Source organism: Kitasatospora sp. NPDC056446, from assembly GCF_042796115.1.
GTDB lineage: Bacteria > Actinomycetota > Actinomycetes > Streptomycetales > Streptomycetaceae > Kitasatospora.
The window spans coordinates 1-11,100 of sequence record NZ_JBHTRF010000135.1 but is presented as its reverse complement, the minus strand read 5'-3'; the positions used below and the strand labels follow the sequence as shown (position 1 = coordinate 11,100).

Annotated in this window: 9 protein-coding genes and 1 riboswitch; of the genes, 3 read left to right on the top strand and 6 right to left on the bottom strand. The window is 74.6% G+C overall.

From position 1 onward, the window contains the following. Positions 1 to 15: 15 nt before the first annotated feature. Genes ACFQ6N_RS39425 through ACFQ6N_RS39415 form a run of 3 tightly spaced genes read right to left on the bottom strand, consistent with a single transcriptional unit; the run spans position 16 to position 2,281 of the window. Complete coding sequence (locus ACFQ6N_RS39425) at positions 16 to 1,077, bottom strand: FtsX-like permease family protein (RefSeq protein WP_380658975.1); 1,062 nt, start codon at positions 1,075 to 1,077, stop codon at positions 16 to 18. Beyond that, positions 1,074 to 1,760 carry an ABC transporter ATP-binding protein gene (locus ACFQ6N_RS39420; protein WP_380658974.1) on the bottom strand — a complete coding sequence of 229 codons (687 nt, stop codon included), beginning with the start codon at positions 1,758 to 1,760 and terminating at the stop codon, positions 1,074 to 1,076. The genes ACFQ6N_RS39425 and ACFQ6N_RS39420 overlap by 4 nt, the downstream gene beginning before the upstream one ends. Next, the gene (locus tag ACFQ6N_RS39415; RefSeq protein ID WP_380658973.1) at positions 1,757 to 2,281 is read right to left on the bottom strand and encodes a PadR family transcriptional regulator; all 525 of its coding nucleotides are present in this window, start codon (positions 2,279 to 2,281) and stop codon (positions 1,757 to 1,759) included. The genes ACFQ6N_RS39420 and ACFQ6N_RS39415 overlap by 4 nt, the downstream gene beginning before the upstream one ends. Positions 2,282 to 2,754: 473 nt before the next feature. Between ACFQ6N_RS39415 and ACFQ6N_RS39410 the strand changes: the two genes are divergently transcribed. Continuing rightward, positions 2,755 to 3,411: a hypothetical protein gene (locus ACFQ6N_RS39410; protein ID WP_380658972.1), complete on the top strand. Its 657-nt coding sequence runs from the start codon at positions 2,755 to 2,757 to the stop codon at positions 3,409 to 3,411. Positions 3,412 to 3,487: 76 nt separating this feature from the next. On the opposite strand, the gene ACFQ6N_RS39405 is transcribed toward ACFQ6N_RS39410, so the two are convergent. The 3 genes from ACFQ6N_RS39405 to ACFQ6N_RS39395 form a co-directional block, all read right to left on the bottom strand. Then, on the bottom strand, positions 3,488 to 4,165 hold the full coding sequence (locus ACFQ6N_RS39405) for a YoaK family protein (protein ID WP_380658971.1): 678 nt from the start codon (positions 4,163 to 4,165) through the stop codon (positions 3,488 to 3,490). A gap of 144 nt (positions 4,166 to 4,309) precedes the next feature. Continuing rightward, the gene (locus ACFQ6N_RS39400; RefSeq protein WP_380658970.1) at positions 4,310 to 5,044 is read right to left on the bottom strand and encodes an MgtC/SapB family protein; all 735 of its coding nucleotides are present in this window, start codon (positions 5,042 to 5,044) and stop codon (positions 4,310 to 4,312) included. A gap of 85 nt (positions 5,045 to 5,129) precedes the next feature. After that, the gene (locus ACFQ6N_RS39395) at positions 5,130 to 6,836 is read right to left on the bottom strand and encodes an NRAMP family divalent metal transporter (RefSeq protein ID WP_380658969.1); all 1,707 of its coding nucleotides are present in this window, start codon (positions 6,834 to 6,836) and stop codon (positions 5,130 to 5,132) included. Between the two features lie 352 nt (positions 6,837 to 7,188). Continuing rightward, positions 7,189 to 7,364: riboswitch (M-box (ykoK) riboswitch) on the bottom strand. Between the two features lie 174 nt (positions 7,365 to 7,538). Between ACFQ6N_RS39395 and ACFQ6N_RS39390 the strand changes: the two genes are divergently transcribed. Beyond that, positions 7,539 to 8,339: an ABC transporter ATP-binding protein gene (locus tag ACFQ6N_RS39390; RefSeq protein ID WP_380658968.1), complete on the top strand. Its 801-nt coding sequence runs from the start codon at positions 7,539 to 7,541 to the stop codon at positions 8,337 to 8,339. Then, a complete protein-coding gene (locus ACFQ6N_RS39385) occupies positions 8,336 to 11,077 on the top strand; it encodes an FtsX-like permease family protein (RefSeq protein ID WP_380658967.1) in 2,742 nt (913 codons plus the stop codon). Before ACFQ6N_RS39390 ends, ACFQ6N_RS39385 begins: the two co-directional genes overlap by 4 nt. Positions 11,078 to 11,100: the final 23 nt, after the last annotated feature.

The window sequence follows — 11,100 nt, the reverse complement described above, 5'->3', positions numbered from 1 at the left end:
ATAACAACCCCCCCCCTACCGCCGGCCGCGACATTTGTTTATAAGACCCCGCAGCGGCACCCGCCGCCTGGGGCCGGGGGGTTTGGGGGTGACCCGGCGGGTCACCCCGAGCGGCGAGATGACGACCCGGCGGAGCGCGAACCGGGCGGCGAGCGCGGCGGCCAGCGGCACGGCCGCCGCCACCCCGGCCGCCTGCGGCAGGCTCAGGGTCAGGTCCCCGGCGAAGAAGCGGTCGCCGGTGAACGGCACATCGGCCACCAGGGGCTTCAGCGCGGCGTAGAGGCCGAAGCCGAGGACCGTGCCGGCCACCGCGGCGACCGTGGACTCCACCGCCGAGACCACCGACACCTGCCGCGGCGTCGCGCCGACCAGGCGCATCGCGGCGTAGCGCTGTTCCCGCGTGGCGGCGGAGAGCCGGGTCGCGGTGCCGATGAAGACCAGCACCGGGAAGATCAGCGCCCCGGCCACCACGGTGAGCACCAGCAGCAGCGCGTCGCCGTGCACGCCGGCGCCGTAGCAGCCCCGGTCGCACTCGGCGGGCAGCGCGGTGGCGATGCTCGTCACGGCGGTGGCCCTCGGCAGGGCCCTGACCTGCTCCACCGTGCCGCCCAGGACCACCGCCAGGGTGTCCGGGGAGGGCAGCGCGGCGCCGCCGATGGTGCCGACCTGCCGCCCGGGGTAGCGGTCGCCCAGTTCGACGGACGGGGTCCGGCGGATCAGCTCCGCCAGCGCGGGCGAGGCGTAGTACTCCCCGGGCGCGGGCAGCCGGTCCAGTCCGGGCGGCAGCGGCGCGGTCGGCCCGGTCGGGGCGGCCTCGGCCCGGAAGACCGTCCTGCCCCGGTAGTACTCCACCCGGGCGCCCCACCAGAGCGGGTCCACCGGGGCCGCCGTGGTCGCGCCCTCGGCCCCCGTGTTCATCCACATCTGCCGGTCGTTGACCCGGCCGATCGCGTTGACGCCGGAGAGGGCCGACAGCAGCAGCCCGACGCCGATCGCGACCGCCGCCGCGATCATCAGCAGCCGGGCCACCGCCTCCCGGCCGCCGCTGACGGCCAGCCGGAGCGAGAACGCGATCACGAGGCCACCGGTCCGGCCGAGAGGGTACGGGCCACGCCGTCGCGGACGATCGCCTCGCGGTCGGCGTACGCGGCGACCCGGGCCTCGTGGGTGACCAGGATGACGGTGGTGCCCTGCTCCCTGGCCGAGGCCACCATCAGGTCCATCACCTGCTCGCCGGTCAGCGAGTCCAGCGCACCGGTCGGCTCGTCGGCGAAGAGCACCCGCGGGCGGGCCACCAGGCCGCGGGCCAGGGCGACGCGCTGCGCCTGACCGCCCGACAGCTCGCCGGAGCGGCGGCCCGCCATGCCGTCCAGGCCGAGCCGGGCGAACCAGGGCCGGGCCTCGGCGAGCGCGGCGGCGCGCCGCACGCCGTTCAGCAGCAGCGGCAGGGCGACGTTCTCCTCCGCCGTCAACTCCGGTACCAGTTGGCCGAACTGGAAGACGAAGCCGAAGGCCTCCCGGCGCAGGGCGCTGCGCCGGGCCTCGTCCATGAGGTCCAGGCGCTGCCCGTCGAACAGCACCTCACCCGCGTCGGGCACCAGGATGCCGGCCAGGCAGTGGAGTAACGTCGACTTCCCCGATCCGCTGGGGCCCATGACGGCGAGCACCTCGCCGGCCCGGACGGACAGGCTCGCCCCGCGCAGGGCGGGCGTCTCGCCGAAGGCCAGGGCGACGTCGCGGGCCTCGATCACGGCGGTCATCCGCGCACCTCCGCGGCGAGCGCGTCCAGCCGGGCGACGGTGAGGTCGATCCAGCGCAGGTCCGCCTCCAGGTGGAACAGGCCGTGGTCGGCGAGCAGGGCGTCCACCAGCGCGCCGGAGCGGCGCAGTTCGGTGAGCTCGCGCATCCGGCGCAGGTGGGCCGCGCGCTGGGTGTCGAGGTGCTGTTCGGCGTCGCGGCCGAGCAGCAGGGCCAGCACCACCTTGGTGAACAGCACGGACTGCAGGTTGGGTTCGGGCGCGACCGGTTCGCGGAGCCAGGTCTCGAACTCGGTGGCCCCGGTGCCGGTGATGACGTACCGCTTGCGGTCGGGCCCGTCGCCGGGTTCGGCCTCGCCGACCACGACCTTGCCGTCGCGGGCGAGCCGGCCGAGGGTCGCGTAGACCTGCCCGTACGGGAGGGGCTTGCCGCGGCTGAAGAGGGAGTCGTAGTCGCGCTTGAGGTCGTAGCCGTGGCTCGGCTCTCGCTCCAGCAGCCCGAGGAGGGTCAAAGGAACACTCATGGGGGAACCATACACGCGGCGTATACTCTGAGCGTATACCCGGCGGGAATACGGCCGGGATCGGAGGAACACCGGTCGACAAGACGACAGTTGGCGAATCCTCAGCTGGCGTCGCGTCAACCGCCGGGAAGAGAGCACAGCGGGGACGGGAAAGCAGGGGGCGGCCCCACGGCCACCCCCTGCCCCGTACCTCGGCCCGGCACCCCCACGGTCGAACCGGGCCGGCGGCCGCGCCCAGGCACGGGGGGCGCCGCCGGTTCCCAGCCTGCCCGCACCGGGGCCCGGCTGCCGAGGGCCGAACGTCCCGGCCGAGGGGCCGAGCGGCCCTGGCCACGGGGCCCGGCCGTCCTGACGGCGCGCCGGGCGGCTCCGGCGGTGCTACGAGCGCGCACGACTCTTGTGCGCGGGGGGCGGTCGGGTGGAAATTGGTGGCGAACGACCGTACGCCCCCGCGCCCCTGAGGAGTCCTCGACGTGTCCAGCACACCCCGCCCCGCCCGGCCCGCGTCGCTCCCGCGGCGAACGAGCCGTCAGCTGAGGCGGGCGCTCGGTGCCCGGCACGAACCGCTCGCCCGCCCCGTCGACCGCTCCCGCGCCCGGGCCTGGCTGTTCGCCGTGCTCGGCGCGGTGCTCGTCCTGGCGCTCTGCGCCGGCGGCTCCCTGCTGCTCTACCGCGGCACCGCGCCCAAGGCCTCCGCGGAGCAGGCCCGGCTGCACCGGGTCGACGCGGTGGTCCGCAGCGCCCCGGACCACACCGCCCCCGGCGGCAGCCGCTTCTCCGGCGGCTACAACACCCGGGTCGACGTCGAGGCGGCCTGGACCGCCCCCGACGGCACCCCGCGCGTCGGCACCGTCCAGGCCTCGCGCTCGGTCGTCACCGGCTCCGGCATCCCGATCTGGATCGACCCGGACGGCAACGCCTCCGCTCCCCCGGTCGACCGCGTCGCCCTCGCCGTCTCCGCCGCCTGCACCGGCCTGGGCGCCCTGCTCACCCTGCTCGCGCTCCTCGTGCTCGCCCTCCGCCTGCGCCTGCACGCCCTCGACCGCCGCGCCGAAGCCGCCTGGACCGACGGCTGGGCCCTCCTCGAACCCCGCTGGAGCGGCCGCGCGGGCCACCGCCGCGAGGACTGAACCGTGCCGGACGGCAGGACGGTGGTCCGGCCGTTCCACGCGGCCGGGTCAGCGCGGCCGAGTCAGCGCGGCCGGGTCAGCGCGGCCGGGTCCAGGCCGCCGCCGGGGCGGCCTTGGCCGCGTGGCGGATGAGGGCGGCGACCGCGAGCAGCAGGGCGAGGGCCAGGGCGAGGGCGGCCGGCACGTCGGCGTGCAGGACGAGCAGCGCGCCGAGCAGGGCGCCCGCGAACATCCAGACGGCGGAGGCGAGCCGGCGGACGCCGCTGCGGTCGGCGGCGAGCGCGGTGATGGTCATGGTGAGCACGGTGGTGGTGAGGTCGGGGACCTTCAGCGAGCGGACCACCGCGTTCTGGCCGCCCATGGCGAACCCGAGCAGCCCGATCAGGGTGTAGCGGGCGGGGTCGCCGGTGTGGCCGGCGACCACCGCGAGGACGGTGGCGGCCGCGACGAGCACCGCCTGGCCGGCGACGGCGGCGGTCAGCAGGTGTCCGCGGTGCCCGGGCAGCCGGCGGGCGAGGTGCCCGCCGGCCAGGGCCCCGAGCAGGAAGGCGGTGAGGGCGGCGAGCGAGGCGGTGGCGGAGAGGTTGGCCGCGCCCGCCAGGGCGAAGCCGAGGAAGACCACGTTGCCGGTCATGTTGGCGACGAAGACGTGGCCGAGTTCGAGGTAGCTGACCGCGTCCACCACACCGGTGACCACGGTCAGCACCAGCAGCATCGGGACCAGCGGTCCGTGCTCGGGGTCGGGGGTGGGCATCGGGCCTCCAGGCGGTTCGGGTGACGGCCCTTCCGTTCTACCCCCTCCAACCCCCCGCACCGAAGCTCCCCCGTCCCCCCGGTTCCCCCGTTCCCCACGTCCCCTGGGTCCCCCGGTCCCCCGTCCCCCGGGTCCCTCGCTCCGTCAGGCGAGCGCGGTGCTGCCCGGGTCCTCCGACTCCTCGTCGAGGTGCCAGTGCAGGTCGCGGACGCCCGGCTCCAGCGACAGCCGGCTGACGACCTGTTCGAGCGCCGGGGCGACCTGCCCGGTGATCGCGACGGTGGCCCGCAGGTTGGTGGCGTCGCCCTGTTCGCTGCGGCGGGCGCGCAGGCCGGTGGGGGCGAGGCCGGAAGCGGCGAGGGCCTGCAGCAGCAGGGCCCGGATGTGGTTCTCGGACTTGCGGTCGCACTCCAGGTGGACGGTGGCCCGGATGGCGGAGTCCGGGTCGCTGCCGGACTGCGGGGACCGGTCGAGCAGCCGGCCGGCCGGGCGCAGCACCAGGTGGACGGCCAGCACGGCGAGCGTGCCGAGGGCGGCGAGTTCCAGCTTGCCGGAGGCGGCCAGCACCCCGACGGCGGCCGAACACCACAGCGTGGCCGCCGTGTTGAGGCCTCGGACGCCGGCGCCGTCGCGCAGGATGACGCCACCGCCGAGGAAGCCGATGCCGGAGACGACATAGGAGGCGACCCGGGTGGGGCTGCCGGTGTCGCCGACGGCCTCGCTGTACAGGACGAACAGGGTGGCGCCGGCGGCGACCAGGGCGTTGGTGCGCAGGCCGGCCATCCGGGCCCGCCACTGGCGCTCGACGCCGATCAGTGCGCCGCAGGCGACGCCGGTGGCGAGCCGGACCAGGAAGTCGACGGTGGTCAGGGTGTGCACGACGGCACCTCCTTCACGGGAGAGGGGTACGGACGGGTGGCGGGCCGCTGCCCACCGCCCGTCCGTACGGGCTGCGGTCGGCGGGTCAGCTGCCCAGGGCGGTCTGGACGACCTTGATGATGACCATCACCATGGCCACCAGGAGGTAGGCGCGCAGAGCGCCCATCCCGGCCTTGCGGGCGGTGGACATGACCGGCTTGTCCAGGGTCTCCAGCGGGGGCATCCGCCAGGTCTCCCGGCCGGTGCGGTCCTGGGGGCACCCCCGGCCGGAGGCTGGGGGAGGGTTCTCCTTGGTGCCCCGGCGCCCGGAGGTGAAGAAGTACCCGGCGACGATGACGCCGGCGACGCCGCAACCGGTCATGATCCACAGGATGGCTTCGGAGCTGATGTCGGGCCAGACCACGGCGGCGGTCAGGATCATCGAGAGCGTCACCAGGACGCCGACCACCAGTGAGGTGAAGGCGTTGGTCTTGGGCCCGTTGACCCACGGCCCGAGGACGGCCTTGTCGTTGCAGAGCAGCAGCAGGAAGACGGTGGCGGAGGGCAGCAGCACCCCGGCCAGCACCTGGACGAACTGCGTCATCAGGCCCTGCATGTGGTCGGTGGAGAGCAGGGTGATCGCGGCGGCCACCACGACCAGTCCGGCGTAGATGCCGTAGAAGCCCTTGGCGCCCTTCACCCCGCGGTGCAGGGAGTGCTTGATGCCGAAGACGTCGCCGATGGCGTACGCGGTGGACAGCGAGACGGCGAAGGCGCCGATGATGGAGGCGTCGAGGAGCGCGATCGCGAACAGCACGCCCGCCAGGTGGCCCGCCTTGGCCTCGATGCCCCGGGCCAGCGCACCCGCGTCGGAGAACTGGCCGAAGCCGTCGGTGCCGGCGAAGGCCGCCGCCGAGAGGCCGATCAGCGCTGCCGCGCCGACGATGACCACGACGATGCCGATCCACAGGTCGATCTTCTCGTAGCGCATGAAACGCGGGGTGATGCGCTTGTCGATGACGTACGACTGCTGGAAGAACAGCTGCCAGGGGGCGACGGTGGTGCCGACGATCGAGATGATGACCAGCATCACGGCGGCCAGCTGCCCGGATCCGCCGGGCATGGTGGGCGTCACGAAGTCGTGGGCCATCTGGGAGGTCTTGGGGTGGACCATGAAGTAGATCGGCACCAGCAGCAGCGAGCCCACGCACAGGGTGACCGCGACGCGCTCGAAGCGCTGGAACGAGCCGGTGAACGCGGAGGCGATGATGATCGCCGCGGCCAGCACCACCGCGGCGACCTTGGGCAGGCCGAGGTAGCCGGCCGCGAGGGTGACGCCGATGAACTCGGTCACCAGGGTCAGCGCGTTGAGCAGGAAGAGGTCGATGACGCTGAACGCGCCCCAGAACCTGCCGAAGCGCTCCAGGATGAGGCGGGCGTGGCCGACCCCGGTGACGGCGCCCAGGCGCAGCACCATCTCCTGGTTGACGTAGAGCACGGGGACGAGCATCAGCAGGGTCCACAGCAGCTGGGTGCCGTAGTTCTGCCCGGCCTGTCCGTAGGTGGAGAAGGCGCCGGCGTCGTTGTCGCCGACCATCACGATCAGGCCGGGGCCGACGATCGCGAGCAGGGTCTTCACCCGGGCGGACAGGCCCTGGCGCGGCGCGTCGTCATCGAGCCGGACGGTGCCGAACGCGCCCTTGATGTCGCCGACATGGGCGTCGTCGAGCACCGCGGAACGCGGCGCGGGAACCGTGGGGTCGAGGGTGGCGGTCATCGTGGGGACCTTGGGGTCCAGCGTCACATTGGTCATGGCGGGGCCTCCTACCCCCTGCCTTGAGGGGGCGTCAGGGCGCGCGGCGGCTACCCCCTGCGGGCGCACGGCACCGGACCGCACGGCGGCGCTGAGCGGCGGCGGCCGTACGGGCGTGACGGTGCGTCAGGCGGCTTGCGTCCGGGCATGGTCGAGCGCGGGACGAAGCGCCGGGTGAACGCGCAGGAAGGGTTTCTACCGCGTGCCAGAGGTGGTCGAGAGCATGCGGGGGCAGGGGCAACTGTGGCCCGGACTACTGCAGTCCATGTCTCTCGCCTCCTCCCGGTCGGGGGCGCACCGTCTGTGCGCCGCTTCACGACACGGCAAGGAGCACACCGGCCCGCACGGAACCGGCACACCCCAACTCGTCAGAGCTTTGGCACTCCACGGCGTGTCCGACCAGCCGGCCGGAAGCCACTTGGGATCAACCCTTAACTCGGGAAGACCTGTCCTGAACCTGGGCGTCTCTCGACGTCGTCGGGTCAGTGGCCTGTGTCCGTGAAGACGCCTCACCGAACGAGGTGCCTTTCACGCAGGTGGAACCTGCGAACCCGAGAAGCATAGCCCCGCCCCGAGGGCCCCTGGCCGGGTTTCCGGCCCGTCTTCGACACCTTTGTAGAACCTTGACCAAACTCCTCCGGTCTCGACCGGAACCCGTCCGGACTTGAGCATTTCCCTCCGGCATATATAGTTCACCGACATATGCAGTTGAGCAGCCCACGAGGGGGAAGTGTGTCCCACACCGATCCGACCGGATCCGCGCCCGTCCTGCGCCTGGCCGCCGTCACCCGTGTCCACGGGCGGGGCGCAGCCGAGGTGCACGCCCTGCGCGGCATCGACCTGGCCGTCCACCCGGGCGAGTTCGTCGCCGTCATGGGGCCGTCCGGCTCCGGCAAGTCCACCCTGCTGACCCTGGCCGGCGGGCTGGACCAACCCAGCGGCGGCGAGGTGCTGGTGGAGGGCGTCGCCCTCGGCGGCCTCGGCCGGGGCAAGCTCGCCGACCTGCGGCGGCGCTCCATCGGGTACGTCTTCCAGGACTACAACCTCATCCCGGCCCTCACCGCCGCCGAGAACATCGCCCTGCCGCGCGAACTCGACGGCGTCCCGGGACGCCGGGCCCGCCGCGAGGCACTGGCCGCGCTGGAGGAACTGGGCATCGGCGAGCTCGCCGACCGCTTCCCCGACGACATGTCCGGCGGCCAGCAGCAGCGCGTCGCCATCGCCCGCGCCCTGATCGGCGAACGGCGGCTGGTGCTCGCCGACGAGCCGACCGGCGCCCTCGACTCCGCCACCGGCGAGGCCGTGCTCGGTGTGCTGCGCGCCCGCTGCGACGCCGGCGCCGCCGCGATGATGGTCACCCACGAGGCCTCGCACGCCCGCTGGGCGGACCGGATCGTCCACCTGCGGGACGGCGCGGTCGACTCCGAGACCACCGGCCACCGCCCCGTCGCCTACCCGGCGGCCGCCCACCGCCCCGGCTCGTTCGGCGAGGTGGCCCTGTGAGGTTCGGAGCCTGGCGGGTCGCCCTGCGCATCGCCCGCCGCGACGCCCTGCGGGCCAAGGGCCGCAGCGCCCTGATCGTCGCCATGGTCGCCCTGCCCGTCCTCGGCGTCACCGGCGCCGACGTGGTCCACCGCAGCGGGCAGCTCAGCCCCGCCGAGCGGGTCGAGCGGGTGGTCGGCGGCGCGGACGCCCTGGTCGCCGCGCTCAACCCGGGCCACACCGTCGAGCAGGCCCCGATCGCCGAGGACGGCGCCTTCGTCCTCGAATCACGCCCGGACCAGCAGCTGACGGCCGAGCAGCAGAAGGGCGCGAGCACCGACCCGGCGGCCCTGGTCGCCTCGCTGCTGCCGCCCGGCAGCGTGCTCACCCCGGCCGTCACCGGGCCGGAGACCGGCGCGAGCTCCCCGGAGGGGCTCGTCCGCACCCTCACCACCGAGGCGGACCTCGCCGACCCGGTCTGGCGCGGCCGGATCGACCTGGTCGAGGGCCGCGCCCCGAAGGCCCCGCACGAGATCGCCGCCACCCGGGCCTTCCTGGACCACGCCGGACTCAAGGTCGGCGGCACCACCACCATCCCGGGCCTGGAGCAGACCCCCTTCACCGTGACCGGTGTCGTGGAGCACCCCGGTGAGCTCGGACGGGTCGAACTCGTCGCCCGGCCGGGCGAGTTGCTCGACCCGATGGCCGCCGCCGCGGCGCCCGGCCAGTCCGCCGCCGAGCGGGCCTCGGGCCGCCGCTCCGCCTGGCTGGTCAAGCTCCCGGCGGGTGCCGCCGTCGACTGGGCCAAGGTGCGGGAGACCAACGCGTACGGCTACACGCTGACCGCGCGCTCCGTCGCCCTCGCCCCGCCGCCGCGCGCGGCCGTCCCCTACTACCGGGACGCCTACCGCTACCGCGACCCGGCCGCCGACAACAACACCAAGATCGTCGTCGCCACCGTCACCGGCATGGGCCTGCTGGAGGTCGCCCTGCTGGCCGGGCCCGCCTTCGCGGTCGGCGCCCGCCGCTCGCGCCGCCAGCTCGCCCTGCTCGGGGCAGCCGGCGGCCGGCGCTCCCACGTCGGCGCGGTCGTGCTCGGCGGCGGCCTGGTCCTCGGCACCGTCGGCGCCCTGGTCGGCGTGGCGCTCGGCAGCGGCGTGGTCGCCGCGCTCCGGCCGCGGATCGAATCGTTCGGCGGCGCGCGCTTCGGGCACTTCGCCCTGCCGCCGCTCGACCTGCTCGCCATCGCCGGGATCGGCGTGGTCACCGCCCTGCTCGCGGCGGCTCTGCCCGCGCTCCAGGCCGCCCGCCGCAGCGTCACCGCCGGGCTCACCGGCCGCGACACCGTCCGCGGGCCCAGCCGCTGGATCACCGTGGCCGGCCTGCTGCTGGTCGTCCTCGGCGGCGCGGTCGCGATGTACGGCGCGAGCGCGGTCCAGCGCGACCAGCACGGCGTCGGCAGCTTCGACACCCGCACGCTCACCGTGCTCGGCGGCTCGGTGACCGCCGAGATCGGACTGCTGCTCTGCACCCCGATGCTGGTCGCCCTCCTCGGCCGGGCCGCCGGGAAGCTGCCGCTCGGCCCCCGGCTCGCCCTGCGCGACTCGGCCCGGCACCGCTCGCGCACCGCCCCCGCCGTCGCCGCCGTGATGGCCGCCGTCGCCGGAGCCGTCGCCATCGGGGTGTACAACACCAGCAGCGACGCCGAGGACCGCCGCGACTACCGGCCGCAGGCCCCGTACGGCGCCGTCCAGCTCACCAGTTACGGCGAGGGGCCGCGGCTGGACCAGCTGCGCGCCGAGATGGAGAAGCAGATCACCGGCCTCGGCCCGCGCGGCGACCTCGCCGAGGTGGTGTACCGGTTCTGCCCCAACTGCTCCAGCGTCGTCCAGCTCCAGGGCCCGCAGACGCTGCACGGCCTCGGCAACCGGCCGCACCTGGCCGCCGGCGACCCCACCGTGCTGAACAACCTGTTCGGCATCACCGACCCCGCCGTCCGGAAGGACCTGGCCGCCGGGAAGCTCCTGGTCTTCGACCGGAACCTGGTGAACGCCGACGGCAAGGCCGTGCTGCTGCTGCGCGGAGGCGGCGGCGGCCCGGTGCAGCCGGGCGAGGTCCCCAAGCCCGACCTCCAGGAAGTCCCGGTCGACGCGGTCCTGGTCGACAACCCGACCGCCGCGGGCTTCGCCCAGGGCATGGTACTGCCCTCCGCGCTGGACAGGCTCGGGCTCTCCGCGCAGGCCACCGGCTCGGTCTGGCGGCCCGCCACCCCGCCCGACCGCAAGACCCAGCAGCGCGCCGAAGCCGCCGCGATCCGGCTGGACCGGGCCGCCCAGCTCGACGTCGAACGCGGCTTCCAGCCGAAGAGCGACTCGCTCACCCTGGCCCTGAGCGGCTTCGCCGGACTGGTCGTGCTCGGCGCGGCCGGGATCGCCACCGGTCTCGCGGCCGCCGACTCCCGGCAGGACCAGGCCACCCTGGCCGCCGTCGGCGCACCGCCGCGGATCCGGCGGACCATGGCGGGCCTCCAGTGCGCACTGATCGCCCTGCTCGGGGCACTGCTCGGCGCGGCCAACGGCTTCGTGCCGGCGGTCGGGCTGCTGAAGTCCCGGGCGAGCGGCTTCGGAGCCAAGCCGGCGCTGATCACCGCGCCGTGGGGGGAACTGCTGCTGGTCGTGCTGGTGCTGCCGGTGGTGGCGGGGCTGCTCGCCGCGCTGTTCACCAAGTCCCGGATCCCGCTCGGGCGGCGGCTGTCCTGACCCGGCACCGCACCGGACACGCC

What these genes read in the sequence shown, in the direction of transcription:
- ACFQ6N_RS39420 (WP_380658974.1), bottom strand. Translation starts at nt 1,760, where the DNA reads ATGACCGCCGTGATCGAGGCCCGCGACGTCGCCCTGGCCTTCGGCGAG.
- ACFQ6N_RS39415 (WP_380658973.1), bottom strand. Translation starts at nt 2,281, where the DNA reads ATGAGTGTTCCTTTGACCCTCCTCGGGCTGCTGGAGCGAGAGCCGAGC.
- ACFQ6N_RS39405 (WP_380658971.1), bottom strand. Translation starts at nt 4,165, where the DNA reads ATGCCCACCCCCGACCCCGAGCACGGACCGCTGGTCCCGATGCTGCTG.
- ACFQ6N_RS39395 (WP_380658969.1), bottom strand. Translation starts at nt 6,836, where the DNA reads ATGACCAATGTGACGCTGGACCCCAAGGTCCCCACGATGACCGCCACC.
- ACFQ6N_RS39390 (WP_380658968.1), top strand. Translation starts at nt 7,539, where the DNA reads ATGCAGTTGAGCAGCCCACGAGGGGGAAGTGTGTCCCACACCGATCCG.